This is a genomic window from Sphingomonas caeni (assembly GCF_026013415.1).
Taxonomy (GTDB): Bacteria; Pseudomonadota; Alphaproteobacteria; order Sphingomonadales; family Sphingomonadaceae; genus Sphingomonas; species Sphingomonas caeni.
Genome location: NZ_JAPDOK010000003.1, coordinates 129,442 through 144,658, shown reverse-complemented (window position 1 = coordinate 144,658; position 15,217 = coordinate 129,442). Strand labels below are relative to the sequence as shown.

The window sequence follows — 15,217 nt, the reverse complement described above, 5'->3', positions numbered from 1 at the left end:
CGTGAAATCGATTCGCACCCCTATCGCATTGCTGGCGCTTGCCGGACTCGCGCTCGATTCGCTGGTCGCTTCGGCGCAGACCCAGGCGCCGCCGCCGGGCGCCGCCCAGCAGGCGGACGATGTCGTCATCAACATGCGCGGGGTCGAGATCGCCGATGTCGCGGACCAGGTCTCGCGGATCACCGGGCGTACGCTGATCCTCGATCCTGCGGTGAAGGGGCCTGTCACCGTCACCTCGGCGACCCCGTTGTCGCCCGCGGGCGTGTGGGAGCTGTTCCTGTCGGTGCTGCGCGCCAACGGCTTCGCGGCGGTGCGCTCGGGCCGGGCATGGCGCGTGGTGCCCGCCGCCAATGCCGTGCGCGAGGGCGGCGCGGTGCCGTCGCGAGGGGCTTCGGGACAGCAGCTGGTGACGCGGATGGTGCGGCTCAACAATGTGCCCGCCGCCGAGGTGGCGCGCGTTGTGCGCCCCCTGGTCGCGACCTTCGGCAGCGTCGAGCCACTGACCAATCCCAATGCGATCGTCATCACCGATTATGCCGACAATGTCCGCCGCGTGGAGGCGATCGCGCGTCAGCTCGATGGCGGCGGCGGCACCACCTATGCGAGCATCACGCTACGCAACGGCAATGCGGCGGACGTCGCCCAGACGCTGTCGACCGTGCTCGGCGAGGGCGTGCGCGTCGCCGCCGATGTGCGGAGCAACACGATCATCGTGCGCGGCATGCCCACCGCGATCGCCGAGGCGCGCAAGATCGCGGCCTCGCTCGATCAGCCCGGCGGGGCGACCCCGATCACGCGGATGTTCCGCCTGAACTTCGCCGATTCGGAATCGGTGACCGATGTCCTGCGCGGGGTGATCGGCGGGCAGGACCAGGTGAGCAACCCGGTCGCGCGCGCGCTGTCGCCCGGTGCGAGCCGGCTCAACCGGCCGTCGGGCAGCAACTCGCCGATCTCGAACCTCGCGACCAACAATGCCCAGGCCAACGCCAACATGGCGGCGGGTACGGCCAATCCCTCGGGCACCCAGTCGGCCTATACCTCGACCGTCCCTTCGGCCGGCACCGCCCCCGAAGGCGCGGGCAAGGGCTTCTCGACGCCCGATCTCACCATCCAGTCGGCGCCCGAACTCAATGCCATCGTGGTGCGCGGCACCCCCGCGGCGATCGCCTCGATCGAGCCGCTGATCGCCGATCTCGACGTGCGCCGCCCCCAGGTGCGCATCGAAGCGGTGATCGCCGAGATCACCGGCGACGATGCCGAACAGCTGGGCATCCAGCTCGCGGGCGGCGGCGCGGCGCTGGGGCTGAGCAACGGCGCGGCGACCTCGTTCAGCAACAGCGGCCCCTCGATCGGCGCGATCCTCAAGGTGCTCAACGTGCCCGCCGCGGCCCTGCTCGGCGAGGGCTTCACGGGCAACCTCAACGTCACCGACGATTTCTCGATCATCGTCCAGGCGCTGGGCGTCTCGACCAAGGCCAACCTGCTCTCGGTGCCGCAGGTGACCGTGCTCGACAATACGCCGGCCGAGATCGTGGTCGGCCAGAATGTACCCTTCATCACCGGCTCGATCCTGACCAACACCAATTCGGCGACACCCTACACCACGATCGAGCGCAAGGATGTCGGCATCACGCTGCGCATCATCCCGCGGATCAATGCGGGCGAAGTCGTGCGGCTCGAGGTGAGCCAGGAAGCGTCGTCGATCGCGACCGGGTTGGGCGTCACCGCCTCGGACCTGATCACCAATACGCGGACGATCAACACCACCGTACTGGCGGACAATGGCCAGACGATCGTGCTCGGCGGGCTCGTTTCCGACGATTATCTCGAGGCCAAGCGCCAGGTGCCGATCCTCGGCGACATCCCGATCGTCGGCGAGCTGTTCAAGAGCCGCCGCGAATCGCGGACCAAGCGCACGCTCTTCATCTTCCTGCGCCCGACGATCATCCGCGACAGCGACGATGCGGCGGGGGTGACCAATGAGAGCTATGCCCGGCTGCGCGCGGACGAGATGGACAATAGCCGTAACCAGAGCCTGCTGCTCAAGCCCCGCGCGCCGCGGCTGACGGTGGAGATCGACGGGATCTACTAACCAGCAGGCAGCGGCACCCGTTGCCGCTCCGTCCCGCGAGTGAAGAAGGCCGCGTCGATCGCGAGGCTTTCGAGTTTCCAGCCGTCGACGCTCTCGCCGATATGCAGCGTGCGGCTGGTGCCGTCGGCGGTGCGGACGATCGCGACCGCGTCGGTGTCGAGCCTCCCCACGACGCCGACCAGTTCGGGCGCGTCGGCGGGGGTTTCGCTGGCCTCGGGCGCGGGCGGTCCGAACAGAGTGCGGTCGAAGGCGGCGGCGAGCGGGGGTTGCTCGGGCGCCGATAGCGGCGGCGGCGCGGGCGCCCGGGCCGGGAGCGGCTTCGCGGCGCCGGGCATCAGCAGGAACACCGGCATCGCCACCGCGGCCAGCCCCGCCGCGCCGAGCGCGATCCATTCGTTGCGCGCGATCACCGCAGCACCGCCACGGCATCGGCGGAGAGGCGGACGCCGCCCGGGATCGCCTCGAGCTTCCACGTCCGCAGCCGGACCAGCGGCGCCTCGCGCTCGAGCGAATCGGCGAGCGCGACCACGGCCTTTTCGGCGCCCGAGATACGGAAGCGCACCGTCACCAGCGCGCCCTCGCCCCTGAGCGGCCTGGCGTCCTCGACCAGCACCCCGCCGCCCCGCGCGCGTTCGCGGATGCGGGCGATCACCGCGTCGCCGCCCGGCACCGCGGCATCGGGAGCGACCAGCGCGGCATTGCTTTCGGGCGCGGCCAGCGCCTCGGCCAGCTTCGCGCGTTCGGCACGCGCCGAAGCAAGGGTGCCGAGCGCGGTACCGGTCGCGGGGGCGAGCAGCAGCGCGAGCAGCAGCCCGCCGCCCAGTCCGATCGCCAGCGGGGGCAGCTTCATTCCGCTACCTCCTTGAACGACACCCTCATCATCAGGTCGCCGCGCTGCTGCCCTGCATCGCGCAGCCGCGCCAGCGCGGGTTCGGCGCGGAGCGCGGCGCGGAGCTTGTCCGGATCGGGGGCGCCGATCTCGATCTCGAGCAGCCCGTCGCGGCCGCGCCCGGCCTGGATCAACGCCGCATCGGCCGGCAGCGCGCGCGCCAGCGCCTCGGCGGTCGCGCCCAGCCCCGGCCGCCGCAGCATCGCGACCAATGCCGCCCGGTCGCGCGCCGCGGTCTGCGCGGCCGCCGCGCGGGGCGCCGCCTGTTCCTGAAGCTGGGCCAGTTCGGCGCGGACGCCGCCGGTGATCAGCCATGCGCCGAGGATGGTCGCGACGGGTCCCGCCGCGATCAATCCCGCAACCCCGCCGGCCACCCACCAGTCGCGCTTGCCCGCGGGGACCGGCGGCCGGTTCGCCCACCAGCCGCGCACCCGCGCCACCGCGCCGCGCGCGGCCGGGCCCAGCCTCGCGGCCAGGCTGCCCTGCGGTTCGGGTTCGGGGATCACCTCTTCCATCCGGGCCGCCGCTTACGCAATGCCGGTGCCCAAGGCAAAAGGATCGGCGATAAGGGCTCAGTCCGATCGGCTGGTGACCGTGAATACCGGCTGCGGGGTGCCGTCCGAGCTGACCGTGATGATGTGGCTCATCCCGCCCTTGCAGGTGGCGCGCCAGGTCGGCTGGCCGTTGACGTCGGGCATCCGCTCGGAACGGGTGACGCCGTCGCAGCGGGTTCCGGCGGCGATGATCGCGCGGATAAAGGCGATGTTGCGCGTGCTGTCCTTCATCGCGACCACCCCGGCGACCGCCTCCGCTCCCGCCGCCTCGTTGGCGGTGAGTTCGGCGTCGTTCTCGACGAGGTTCGCCGCCTTGTTCTGTTCGGCCGAGGTGCAGCCCGCCAGGGCCAGCGCCGCGATCAGGATCATGCTGTTCTTCATCTCGATCTCCTTGCCCGCTGAATGCGGGGCCGCGGCGCCGGTTCCCTCAGCGTTCATAGGCCTTGGGCAGCGCGCCTTCGGTGGGCTTCCAATAACGCTCGCGCAGGCGTTTCTGGCGGTTGTCGAGCGGTTGTTCGATCCCGTCGATATAGACCGCCGTCGCCGCCGTGCCGAGCTCGAGCGGATCGCCGTCCCAGATCACCACATCGCCGCGCCGCCCGGGCCGGAGCGAGCCGAACTCGCCCCCCATCCCCAGCGCCTCGGCGGGCTTCGAACTGATCGTCGCGAAGGCCGCGCCCCAATCGAGACCCGCGGCCCCGGGGATGCGGCCGAGCGCGACGAGGTTGCCGGCATATTGCTTCACATAACGCGCCTGGTGCGCGTCATTGTCGTTGAGCATGCCGATGCCGACCGTGACGCCGGCGGCCTTGAGCCGGCCGATGTTGGACTGGGTTGCCGCCAGCGCCTCGAACGTCTCGGGCAGATCGGCGAGCGCGGTGGCGATCACCGTCACCTTGGCCGCGGCGATCTCGCGCGCGACCATCCAGCCTTCGGTCGCGCCGACCAGCACGATGTCGAGCGCCGGGAAATCGCGCTTGAGATCGAGCACGACGAGGATGTCCGATGCGCGCTCGACATGGACGAGCAGCGGCACCTTGCCCTGGATCACCGGCACCAAAGCCTCGGCGTCGAGCCGGGTAAGGAAGGCGTCCTTGCCGCGATCGTTGAAGCTCGCGGGGTTGCGGGCATATTCGCGCGCCTCGAAAAAGGCGTTGCGCAGCACCGCGAGCGCGGCAGGGCGGCTGCCCCCCGCAAGGCCCGCGCCGGGCTCGCCATATTCGATGAACTGGAAGGCGCGCGGCCGGCTGATCGGGTTGGCGTCCGCGCCGAGATCGATGATCGCCCCCTGCCCCGCGAAGATCGACCCCGCGGTATCGGGCGCGACCAGGGCGCGGGTGATGCCCTCGGAGCGGTTGAGGATGATCGCCGAGGTGCGCGGGTTGACCGCGGGAGCGACATCGATCGCGGCGTGGAAGGGCGATCCGTTCGCCGAGGTGTCGTTGGTGCCGTCGACCGCATCGACCTCGACGAGGCCGAGCCGAGAGAAGCCCGCGAACAGGCCTGGCGAGACCCAGGCACCCTTGGCGTCGACCACAGGGATCCCGGCGGGAACGGCCACGCCGGTGCCCGCCGCGACGACGCGGCCGTCGCGGATCACAACCGTGCCGCCGTCGATCGGCTGTGAACCGTCGCCGATGACGAGCCTGGCATTGGTGATCGCGACGTTCTGCGCCGCGGCGGGGCCCGCAAGGGCGAGCGTGGCGGCTGCGGCGAGGAGGAGGCGCTTGATCATTTCACGTCTCCCTCGCCCGGCTGGCCCAGCTCGAAATCGGAGACCGGCCGCAGCTTCGGATTGTTCATGTCGTAGAGCAACGCCCCGTCGACCCACACCATCTGGGGCCGCGTGTAGACGCTGAACGGATTGCCGTTCCACAGGACCAGATCGGCCATCTTGCCGGGCTTGATGCTGCCGGTGCGGTCGGCGATCCCCAGCGCCTTGGCGGGGTTGATCGCGACCCATTTCCAGGCCGTCTCCTCGGCGATCGGGAAGCCCGCGCGGATGCCCGAGATGCGCGCCTTGGCGATTTCCTGGTTGAGGCGCTGGATGCCGTTCTGATCGTCCGAATGGATCATCGCGCAGACGCCCTCCTTTTCGAGGATGGCGAGATTCTCGCCGATGGCGTCATAGGCTTCCATCTTGAAGCCCCACCAGTCGGCCCAAACCGCGGCGCAGGTGTTGTTGGCCTTGAGCAGATCGGTGATCTTGTAGGCCTCCACCGCGTGGTGGAACGCCGAGACATGGTAGCCGAACTCCTTGGCCATATCCATGACGATGGCCATTTCGTCGGCGCGGTAGCAATGGTTCTGGACGAGGATCTCGCCGTCGAGCACGCCGCGCAGCGTATCCATCTGGAGGTCGCGCGTGGGGGCCTCGCCGCCCTTTTCCTCATATTTATCCCATTTGCGGTCATATTCGACCGCCTTGGCCCAGGTCGCGCGATCGACCGCGATGTTGCCCATGCGGGTGGAAGGCATGCGCTGGCGCTGGCCATAGACGCGCTTCGGGTTCTCGCCGCACGCCATTTTGAGGCCATAGGGCGCGCCGGGGAATTTCATCGCCTGCTCGGTGCGGGCATAGACATTCTTCACGACGACCGAGCGGCCGCCGAACAGATTAGCCGAGCCGGGCAGGATCTGGAGCGTGGTGACGCCGCCATTGACGAGCGCGCGGCCGAAGCCGGGGTCCTGCGGCCAGACGCTGTGCTCGGCCCAGACCTCGGCGGTGACGGGACCGGTCGCCTCGTTGCCGTCCGAATGCGCCTGGACGCCGGGGCTCGGATAGTCGCCGAGATGGCTGTGGATATCGATGATGCCGGGGGTGAGATATTTGCCGGTGCCGTCGATCACGGTGACGCCGGGTTCGGGCTTCAGGTCGGTTCCCGCCGCGACGATCTTGCCGTCGCGGAACAGCACCGCGCCCTTGTCGATCCGTCCGCCCTCGCCGTCGAAGATGGTGACGTTGGTCACCAGGGTCGGCACGCCCGGATAGGGCTTGTAGGTCGAGGGGTAAGGGTCGTGGTTATAGCCCTTGTTGTGGCCGGGGCCCTTGGCCGCGGGTTCCGAAGAGGCCGATTGGGTGGGGGTCGTGCCGCCCATGGCGCAACCCGCGAGCGCGGTTGCCGCGCCCAGCATGAGAAATGTTCGAATCACGCGGGTGTCCCCTTCCCGTTGATGCTGTCAGGCGCCGGAAAGCGCCGCATGCGGACAGTGATCGCGGGCCGCGCGGGCTTTGGCAAGATGGTGCGAACCGCATTGTGCGCACGAAGCTGGATTTCCTTTTGAAACCCGTCCCACTACACAGGTCCGGGCCAAAGGCAGGCCGAGGTGTGTTTGTTGCGAACGGGGACGATCGTCGAGGCGCTGGGGCTGCGCGACATGCCCATGACGAAGCGGGTCGCGACCGGCTTCGCGGCCCTCGCCGGGTTCGCCAGCCTGCTCGCTTTCTCGGGATGGGTGTTCCACAGCCCCGGGCTGCGCGGCTTCGGGGTCGAGAGCCGGCCGGTCTGGCCGCTCACCGCGCTCGGCTATGTCGCGCTGTCGCTCGGCTTCCTCGCCGCGATCGCCGGGCGATACCGCGCCGCGCGCCTGTTCTGGGCGGCGCCGCTGCTGCTCGCGGTCGCCTCGTTCGCGGAAACGTTCTTCGAGGTCGATTTCGGGTTCGACCGGCTGCTCTTCCCCGATGCGATCACCCAATATTCCTTCCCGCATCCAGGGCGGCCGGGCACCACGCCGATCACGATCTTCACGCTGCTGGTGGTCGCCGGCTTCGCCTCGACGCGCGCGCACCGGAATCGCAACGAGATTGCCGGGCTGGTTTCCAGCCTCGCGCTGGGGCTGGCGATCGGGACGACGATCCTGCTGCTCTTCTCCGCGCCCGACGATCCGCTGTCCCAGGCCTATGCGATCTCGATCCCCTCGGCGATCACCGCGCTCGCGCTCGCCATGGCCTATGTCTTCTGGCACGCCGGGTTCGGCTGGGTGACGATGCTCAGCGCGAACCGCACCGACACGCGCATCATGCAGCTGTTGTTGCCCACCGCGCTGCTCCTTCCGGTGCTCCCCTCGGTGCTCGAGGTGCTGATCGAGCCCGCCGACCTGCTGTCGCCACTCGGCAGCAAGGTGCTGGTGATGTTTCTCAACATCCTGCTCGTCGCGTTGGTTGCCTATTGGGCGGTGACGCGGGTCGGGCGCGAGCAATCGGCGCTGCTGCAGACACTCGACGACCTGCGCAAGAGCGAGGAGCGGCTCAACACCGCCACCGCGGCGCACGAGCTGGGGGTGTTCGAATGGGACGTCGCCAGCGGCGCCTATACCTGGTCGCCCGGCACCGAGCAGAGGCTGGGCGTCAAGCCCGGGTCGATGCCCGATTTCGACAGCTGGGTGGCGCTGGTCGAGCCCGGCGACGTGCAGCCGATGCTCGATACGGTGGCGCGCGCGGTTGCCGAACGCGCCGACCGGTTCAGCTATCGCTACCGGTTCCGCGAAGCCAACGGCAATGTCCGCTCGGTCGAGGGATCGTCGCGCGCCTTTTACGATGACGCGGGCAATCTGGTGCGCACCGTCGGGGTGATCCTGAACGTCACCGAGCGCGACCAGCGCGAGGCCGAGCTGCGCCGCCGCGAGGCGCAGCTCCGCTCGATCATCGAGACCGTACCCGATGCGATGGTGGTGATCGACGAGGACGGCGCGATCCTCGAATTCAGCACCGCCGCCGAGGAGCTGTGGGGTTATAGCGCCCCCGCCGTCCTCGGCCGCTATTTCACCATGCTCGCCCCCGCCGACGAACGCGACCGCTACGCCGCCGCGCTCAAATATTTCCTGCGCACCGGCGATGGCGGTGCGGCGCTGGGCCAGGGCGTCCCCGCCGCGGGCGAGGCGGCCGACGGCCGCCGCTTCCCGCTTGAGGTGCGATCGGGGATGGCGCATGTCGACGGGCGGACGCTGCTGACGGTGTTCTTCCGCGATATCTCCGAACGGCTCGCCTCGGAGGAGCGGCTCAGCGAGCTGAGCAGCGACCTCGCGCATGTCTCGCGCCAGAGTGCGATGAGCGAGATGGCCGCCGACCTGGCGCACGAGCTCAACCAGCCGCTGAGCGCCACCTCCAACTTCCTCGCCGCGGCGGGGATGCTGCTCGACCGGGGCGAGCAGAACGAGCGCGTGGCCGATCTGCTGCGCATGGGAAGCGAGCAGACCCAGCGCGCTGGCCAGATTATCCGGCGTTTACGCGAATTTACCGAGCGTGGTGAAGTTGAAATGCAAAGTGAGTCGGTAGAACAAACGATTCGTGACGCCGTCGAACTGGTTTTGGTGGGTACCGGGCAGTTTCAAATCCGGGTAGTCTATGATCTCGATCCAAAGGCGCAACAAATCTACGCCGACCGGATTCAAGTTCAGCAGGTGTTGGTTAATCTTTTACGAAATGCCACGGACGCATTACGTGCGTTGCCGCGCGAACAACGGCAGATTACCATCGCATCCCGCAAGATTGACGATCAGATGGTGGAAATTGAGGTGGCAGACACCGGCCCGGGCATAGCCGAGCCTGTACTGAAACAACTTTTCTCCCGATTTACCAACACAAAGGAAAATAGTGACGGAATGGGTATTGGACTTTCCATCAGCAAGCGTATCATTGAAGCGCACGGAGGGACCATGAGCGCCGAGAATCGGCCTGAGGGTGGTGCAGCGTTCCGCTTCACCCTGTCCGCCGTGGGAGAGGGCGTGGAATGACAAGAACAATATATATCGTCGACGATGACGATGCCGTCCGGGCGTCTCTGCACAGTCTGCTTTCCGTAAGGGCTGATCTCGTCATCCGTAGTTACCGCTCCGGCGATGCCTTCCTGGCGGAGGCGAAGGAGCTTGATAGCGGCGTGCTGCTGCTGGACTTCCATATGCCCGGCGCCAGCGGGCTCGATGTGCTGCATACGCTGGACGGCAACGGCACCTTCGTACCGATCATCCTGACCGGGCAGGGCAATGTGGGCCTTGCCGTTCAGGCGATGAAGGCGGGTGCGCTCGACTTCATCGAGAAGCCCTATGAGGCCGACCAGCTGATGCAGGTCGTCGACGGCGCGTTCGCGCGGCTGGAGGCGGATACGGATGCGGCGGCGCGCGTCGACCAGGCCTCGGCGAAGATCGCCCGGCTTTCCCCGCGCGAGACCGACGTGCTCAAGGGGCTGATCGAAGGGCGCTCGAACAAGGTCATCGCCTATGAGCTCGATATCAGCCCGCGCACGGTGGAAATCTACCGGGCGAACCTGATGGAGAAGCTCGAGGTGCGCAGCCTTTCCGAAGCGCTTCGCGTCGCCTTCGCGGCGGGGTTGTTCCCCAAGGACTAACGGTTCAGGCCCGCGCCATCCCGGAGGCTTCGGCCTGCCACTGAGGGATGAGCGCGGAGATGGTCCTGACCGCCGTGTCCGACTTGATATAGATCAGCCGTTCGTCGGCACCTTCAGCACGCCCGTCTCCCAGGACGATCACCTTCAGCCATTGCGGCACCGCCAGCAGCGCCTGGAGCCATTCGGGCGAGCGGTCGGCAAGCAGCGCCTCATCGACGATCAGCACGGCAGGGCCATGGACGCTGCGCGCGAGCCCTGGATCCTCGACATCGTTGGTGGTGAGCAGGTTCGCGCCGGCCATGGTGAGTCGCGCCGCCAACGTGCTGCGAAAGCCCATTTCGCGAGCAGCCAGGACCAGCAAGAACTCGCTTGTGCTCACGCGCCTTCCCCGAAAACCGGCCGATTGGCGGCCCGTGGAAGGTAGGGAGCGGTCGCCCGGCCTGCGCCTAAGGGTTTTTACCTAGCGCGAGACTCGTCTTTCACCCAGTCGGCGAGGAGTTCGGACAGTATCTCGCGCGAGTTGCGGTGCGAGATGCGGATGAGCCATTCCGCGCCGTTCACCGGCGTGGGGGTGATGCCGTTGACCACCACGAGATGGCGCCAGTTGCCGAGACTCCGCTGCGTCTCGATCCAGCGTTCGGCGTCGCAGGGAATCACGCCTTCGTCGATCACGAGCACGCTCGGCTCGCGGATCATGCTGCTGCCGAGCAGGCCATAGCCGATGCCGCTGGCGGTGAGCAGGTCGAGGCCATCGAGAGAAAGGTGTGCGGCCAGGGCGCTACGCAGCCCCGAGTCACGGACGACGACAACAACCAGGATCGCCTGCGCGGCCATCACAACCTTTCCACTCGATACGCGTGGAACCGGACACCGCCCCGAGGGGATCGTTCGAGCGATGCCCGGTCGCCACGCCCCGATCATTACGGCGATGATGATTAGAAGGCCCTTGCGCGGCACCTCCGGTCTTGTCCCCGTACGTAGTCGTCCGGCGCCCGTGACAAGCCGGAGCGGCGTGCCTAGGAGGGCCGGTAACGGGCCTTGCGGAGGGAAGATCAGTGGCAATTCTCGTGGCGATCGAAGGCGCGGACGGCGCCGGCAAGGCCACCACCGCGCGGACGCTGGCCGAGGCGATCGTAGCGGAGGGCCGGAGCGCGGCCGTCATCGCCTTTCCCCAGTATGGCAATACGGTAGGCGGGGTGACGATCGGGCGCTTCCTTGCCGGCGAGCTGCCGGTGCCGGTAACGCCCCAGGCCGCCGCGGTGCTCTACGCGCTCGACCGGCTCGAGTGGCGCGGGGCGATCCTCGAGGCGGCAGCGAACCACGACGTGGTGATCTTCGACCGCTATATCGCCTCGAACATGGCCTATCAGGCGGCCAAGCTGCCCGACGCCGAGGCGCGGGAGATGATGGAATGGATTGCGGGTCTCGAAACGGGGCAGTTCGGGCTGCCCCTCCCTACCCTCTCCATCTATCTCGACACGCCATGGGAGATGGCGCGCGCGATGATCCTGCAAAAGGCGCAGCGCAGCTATACCGAGCGCAGCTATGACGAGCACGAGGCCGATGCCGCGCTCCAGCTGAGGGTTCGTAACAATTACGAGGCGATGGCCGCCGCCGGATTGCTCGGCCGCTGGGCGATCGTGCGGGCCAGCGCCGATGGCGTCATGCGTCCGCCCGGGGAGATTGCCTCGGAAATCCTCAGACTTTTGGCGCTCTGATCTGGATGGCACCGTTGGGGCACTGGCTTGACAGTTGGGCCCGCGTGACCGAATGGTAGCGCTATCAAAGCAGAAACTTCGTTGGGCGAGTGAGGTCTTGGAAGCGTTTACAGGGGATATGCTGCCGTCCGATCATGGACAGGCGATACTGATCGGTCGCGTCCTGCTCGATGCAGGCCCTACCCCGGTCATCGTCCGCGACGGCGTCGTCCATGACGTTTCCGCGACGGCACCCACGGTTGCCGACCTGCTCGAACGCGACGACCTCGCCTCGGTGACGGGCCGCGCGCTGTGCGATGTGAGCGCGCTCAATGCACCCGGCCAGCCGCGCCTGCTCGCGCCGGTCGATCTGCAATGCATCAAGGCGGCGGGCGTCACCTTCGCGGTTTCGGCGATCGAGCGCGTGATCGAGGAGCGGGCGCGCGGCGATTCGGCCAAGGCCAACGAGATCCGCGGCGAGCTGGAAGCCAAGGTCGGCTCGATCCGCGAGGTCGTTCCCGGTAGCGAGGAGGCCGCGACGCTCAAGGCCGCGCTGATCGAGGCGGGCATGTGGTCGCAATATCTCGAGGTCGCGATCGGCCCCGATGCCGAGGTGTTCACCAAGGGACCGGTGCTCTCCGCAGTGGGCTGGGGCGCCGATGTCGGCGTGCGCTCGAACAGCGACTGGAACAATCCCGAGCCCGAAGTGGTGATGGTCGTCACAAGCGACGGCAACATCGTCGGCGCGACGCTCGGCAACGACGTCAACCTGCGCGACATCGAAGGCCGTTCCGCGCTTCTCCTCGGCAAGGCCAAGGACAATAACGCCTCGACTGCGCTGGGGCCGTTCATCCGCGTGTTCGACAACAACTTCACGATGGACGATGTCCGCACCGCGACGATCGACCTGGTGATCGAGGGCACCGACAATTACCGGCTCGAGGGCACCAACAAGATGAGCCAGATCAGCCGCGATCCGACCGAGCTGGTCCGCCAGACGATGAGCGAGCATCAATATCCGGACGGCTTCGTGCTGTTCTGCGGCACCCTCTTCGCGCCGATCCAGGACCGCGACCATCCCGGCCGCGGCTTCACCCACAAGATCGGCGATACCGTCGCGATCTCGACCCCCAAGCTCGGCAAGCTGGTCAACCGCGTCACCACCTCGAAGGACGCCGCCCCCTGGGAGTTCGGCATCCGCGACCTGATGCGTAACCTGGCCAGCCGCGGGCTGCTCGCCGAAAAGGCGTTCGCGTGACTTTCCCTTCACAGGCGGGCGAAGCGCCCTGCCCCTATCGATTCGACCTGGAGTCTTGATGTCCGAAGCTGATCCCAAGCGCGCACCGCTCACCCGCGACCAGCGCGCCATCTATCCCAGCCTGAAGGGCAAGCGCGTGCTGATCACGGGCGGCGGCTCGGGCATCGGCGCGGGGCTGGTCGAGGGCTTTGTCCGCCAGCATTGCGACGTGACCTTTTTCGACGTGGCCGAAGCCGATTCGCAGGCGCTCGTATCCGGCCTCGCAGGCGTCCAGCAGCCGCCGATCTTCCACAAGGTCGACCTGACCGACACCAAGGCGCTGCAAGCCAAGATCGCCGAGCTGATCGACGCCAATGGCGCGTTCGATATCCTGCTCAACAACGCGGCGAACGACGATCGTCACACGATCGAGCAGGTCGACGAGGAATATTGGGAAAACCGGCTCAACGTGAACCTCAAGCACCTGTTCTTCGCCGCGCAGGCGGTGATCCCGGGGATGAAGGCCAAGGGCGGCGGCACGATCGTCAATCTCGGCTCGATCTCGTGGCATTTGGCGCTGGAGGGGCTGACGCTCTACCAGACCAGCAAGGCCGCGATCGAAGGGCTGAGCCGCAGCTTCGCGCGCGAGCTGGGCCGCGACAATATCCGCTCGGTGTGCATCGTGCCGGGCAATGTCCGCACCCCCCGCCAGCTCAAATGGTACACGCCCGAGGGCGAGGCCGAGATCGTCAAGGCGCAGTGCATGGACGGGCGGCTGGTGCCCGACGATATCGCGGCGATGGCGCTGTTCCTCGCCTCGGACGATGCGCGGCTGGTGACCGGGCATACCTATTTCGTGGATGCGGGCTGGCGCTGAGATGCCGGTAGCGGTTTCCGCGCCGGTCAGCGTCTGGCAGCTTGGCGGGCCGCTGCTCGAAGGGCCGGTGTGGGTGCGGCGCGATTCCGCGCTGTGGTTCACCGACATCAAGCGGCACACCATCTATCGGTACGATCCGGCGAACGGGGCGCAGGCGAGCTGGGAAGCGCCCGGGCAGGTCGGCTTCGTGCTGCCGATCGCCGGCGGCGGCTTCGTCGCGGGGCTCAAGCAGGGGCTTTACCGGTTCGATCCGGCCGATGGCAGCTTCACGACGATCTGCGATCCCGAGCCGGGCCATCCGGGCAACCGCCTGAACGACGGCACCGTCGATCCCTCGGGCCGGCTGTGGTTCGGGACGATGGACGACGCCGAGGAAGACGCCAGCGGGGCGATCTATCGGCTCGGCGCGGAGGGCCGCTGCGTCGCCGAGAGCGAGCTGTGCTGCATCACCAACGGCCCGGCGCTGAGCCCCGACGGGCGGACGCTCTATCACACCGATACGGGGGGCGGGTTCATCTATGCCTGCGACGTTTCGGACGAGGGCCGGCTCTCGAACCGGCGGCTGTTCGCGCATATCCCGAACGAAGAGGGTTATCCTGACGGGCCGACGGTCGATGCCGAGGGCTGCGTGTGGACCGGGCTGTACAAGGGCTGGGCCGTGCGGCGCTACTCGCCCGCCGGGGAATTGCTGGAGACCGTCAAATTTCCGGTCAGTGCGATCACCAAGATCGCGTTCGGCGGGCCCGATCTGAAGACCGTGTTCTGCAGCACCGCCGCCAAGCATCTGACCCCCGAGGAGGCCGCCAATGAGCCGGGCGCGGGCGACCTCTTCCGCTTCGAGGTGAGCGTGCCCGGGCTGCCGGGGCATGAGATCCGCATCGGAGTCTGATCCCGAGCGCGCCTCGATAAGGTCCCGCATATAGCCTTCATCCTTGACCTTTGCCCGAGGGAAAATGCGCATTTTGACGGATTCGGGAGCGCCACGGGCGGCGGCGATCGGCGCTTCAAAGAGCGGTGCGAATCAAGCAGCCGAAATCCTACATTGCAAGCCCCGGCCGGACCTGGATGGCCGCGCGGCTTGTGGCCGATCCTAGGCGCTCTCGAACGCGGCGATGATCGGGCATGGGCCCGACGACGAGGCGCCGCATTCCTTCGCCAGCCTCACCAATGAAGCTCTCGCCGCGCTCAACTCCGCGAGCTTCGCGTCGAGCACCGCGATCTGGCCGCGCGCCAGTTCGCGGGCGCGGGCGCGGTCCTCACTGGCGTCGAGCGCGAGCAGTTCGGCGATCTGATCGAGCGTGAAGCCCGCCGCCTGGGCCGAACGGATGAAGCGAAGACGGCGGACATCGCCGGCATCGTAGCGGCGAATGCCGTCGCCGCGCGCGGGCGTGCCGAGCAGCCCCCGGCGCTGATAATAGCGCACCGTTTCCACCGCCACCCCGCCAGCCTTTGCCAACCCCGCGATGGTCGTCATTTTATCGCTTGACTCCGTACCATGGTACGGAAGCTATAGCGGCATGGTCCACC

16 protein-coding genes are annotated in these 15,217 nt (G+C 67.7%); 7 read left to right on the top strand and 9 right to left on the bottom strand.

Annotated elements, in window-relative coordinates; translation table 11 throughout:
- The first annotated feature begins 1 nt into the window (after nucleotide 1).
- The gene (gene gspD / locus OF829_RS09335; RefSeq protein ID WP_264939740.1) at nucleotides 2-2,092 is read left to right on the top strand and encodes a type II secretion system secretin GspD; all 2,091 of its coding nucleotides are present in this window, start codon (nucleotides 2-4) and stop codon (nucleotides 2,090-2,092) included.
- Here gspD and OF829_RS09330 read toward each other — a convergent pair.
- Genes OF829_RS09330 through OF829_RS09305 form a run of 6 tightly spaced genes read right to left on the bottom strand, consistent with a single transcriptional unit; the run spans nucleotide 2,089 to nucleotide 6,670 of the window.
- Nucleotides 2,089-2,502: a hypothetical protein gene (locus tag OF829_RS09330; protein WP_264939739.1), complete on the bottom strand. Its 414-nt coding sequence runs from the start codon at nucleotides 2,500-2,502 to the stop codon at nucleotides 2,089-2,091. The two genes, gspD and OF829_RS09330, sit on opposite strands and share 4 nt — an antisense overlap.
- On the bottom strand, nucleotides 2,499-2,942 hold the full coding sequence (locus tag OF829_RS09325; protein WP_264939738.1) for a hypothetical protein: 444 nt from the start codon (nucleotides 2,940-2,942) through the stop codon (nucleotides 2,499-2,501). The genes OF829_RS09330 and OF829_RS09325 overlap by 4 nt, the downstream gene beginning before the upstream one ends.
- The gene (locus OF829_RS09320; protein ID WP_264939737.1) at nucleotides 2,939-3,496 is read right to left on the bottom strand and encodes a hypothetical protein; all 558 of its coding nucleotides are present in this window, start codon (nucleotides 3,494-3,496) and stop codon (nucleotides 2,939-2,941) included. Before OF829_RS09320 ends, OF829_RS09325 begins: the two co-directional genes overlap by 4 nt.
- 57 nt (nucleotides 3,497-3,553) lie before the next feature.
- Nucleotides 3,554-3,916: a hypothetical protein gene (locus OF829_RS09315; RefSeq protein WP_264939736.1), complete on the bottom strand. Its 363-nt coding sequence runs from the start codon at nucleotides 3,914-3,916 to the stop codon at nucleotides 3,554-3,556.
- Nucleotides 3,917-3,962: 46 nt separating this feature from the next.
- Nucleotides 3,963-5,267 (bottom strand): amidohydrolase family protein, encoded by a 1,305-nt coding sequence (locus OF829_RS09310; RefSeq protein WP_264940178.1) that lies wholly within the window; start codon nucleotides 5,265-5,267, stop codon nucleotides 3,963-3,965.
- Nucleotides 5,267-6,670, bottom strand: a complete 1,404-nt coding sequence (locus tag OF829_RS09305) for an amidohydrolase (protein WP_264940177.1) — start codon at nucleotides 6,668-6,670, stop codon at nucleotides 5,267-5,269. The genes OF829_RS09310 and OF829_RS09305 overlap by 1 nt, the downstream gene beginning before the upstream one ends.
- Nucleotides 6,671-6,862: 192 nt before the next feature.
- Here OF829_RS09305 and OF829_RS09300 point away from each other — a divergent pair, with 192 nt between their 5' ends.
- Together OF829_RS09300 and OF829_RS09295 are read left to right on the top strand one after the other, a co-directional pair.
- On the top strand, nucleotides 6,863-9,268 hold the full coding sequence (locus tag OF829_RS09300) for a PAS domain S-box protein (protein ID WP_264939735.1): 2,406 nt from the start codon (nucleotides 6,863-6,865) through the stop codon (nucleotides 9,266-9,268).
- Nucleotides 9,265-9,879 carry a response regulator transcription factor gene (locus tag OF829_RS09295; RefSeq protein WP_264939734.1) on the top strand — a complete coding sequence of 205 codons (615 nt, stop codon included), beginning with the start codon at nucleotides 9,265-9,267 and terminating at the stop codon, nucleotides 9,877-9,879. The genes OF829_RS09300 and OF829_RS09295 overlap by 4 nt, the downstream gene beginning before the upstream one ends.
- Before the next feature lie 4 nt (nucleotides 9,880-9,883).
- Here OF829_RS09295 and OF829_RS09290 read toward each other — a convergent pair whose 3' ends face one another.
- Both OF829_RS09290 and OF829_RS09285 read right to left on the bottom strand, forming a co-directional pair.
- Nucleotides 9,884-10,216 (bottom strand): hypothetical protein, encoded by a 333-nt coding sequence (locus OF829_RS09290; protein WP_264939733.1) that lies wholly within the window; start codon nucleotides 10,214-10,216, stop codon nucleotides 9,884-9,886.
- A 119-nt stretch (nucleotides 10,217-10,335) separates the two neighbouring features.
- The gene (locus OF829_RS09285; protein ID WP_264939732.1) at nucleotides 10,336-10,713 is read right to left on the bottom strand and encodes a hypothetical protein; all 378 of its coding nucleotides are present in this window, start codon (nucleotides 10,711-10,713) and stop codon (nucleotides 10,336-10,338) included.
- Nucleotides 10,714-10,934: 221 nt separating this feature from the next.
- Between OF829_RS09285 and OF829_RS09280 the strand changes: the two genes are divergently transcribed.
- From OF829_RS09280 to OF829_RS09265, 4 genes are all read left to right on the top strand, one after another.
- A complete protein-coding gene (locus tag OF829_RS09280) occupies nucleotides 10,935-11,597 on the top strand; it encodes a dTMP kinase (protein ID WP_264939731.1) in 663 nt (220 codons plus the stop codon).
- 118 nt (nucleotides 11,598-11,715) lie between these two features.
- A complete protein-coding gene (locus tag OF829_RS09275) occupies nucleotides 11,716-12,834 on the top strand; it encodes a fumarylacetoacetate hydrolase family protein (protein WP_264939730.1) in 1,119 nt (372 codons plus the stop codon).
- 58 nt (nucleotides 12,835-12,892) lie between these two features.
- On the top strand, nucleotides 12,893-13,690 hold the full coding sequence (locus OF829_RS09270; RefSeq protein ID WP_264939729.1) for an SDR family NAD(P)-dependent oxidoreductase: 798 nt from the start codon (nucleotides 12,893-12,895) through the stop codon (nucleotides 13,688-13,690).
- Nucleotide 13,691: 1 nt separating this feature from the next.
- Nucleotides 13,692-14,579 carry an SMP-30/gluconolactonase/LRE family protein gene (locus OF829_RS09265; protein ID WP_264939728.1) on the top strand — a complete coding sequence of 296 codons (888 nt, stop codon included), beginning with the start codon at nucleotides 13,692-13,694 and terminating at the stop codon, nucleotides 14,577-14,579.
- A 201-nt stretch (nucleotides 14,580-14,780) separates the two neighbouring features.
- Here the strand turns inward: OF829_RS09265 and OF829_RS09260 are convergent, their stop codons facing one another.
- On the bottom strand, nucleotides 14,781-15,164 hold the full coding sequence (locus tag OF829_RS09260) for a MerR family transcriptional regulator (protein ID WP_264939727.1): 384 nt from the start codon (nucleotides 15,162-15,164) through the stop codon (nucleotides 14,781-14,783).
- Nucleotides 15,165-15,217: the final 53 nt, after the last annotated feature.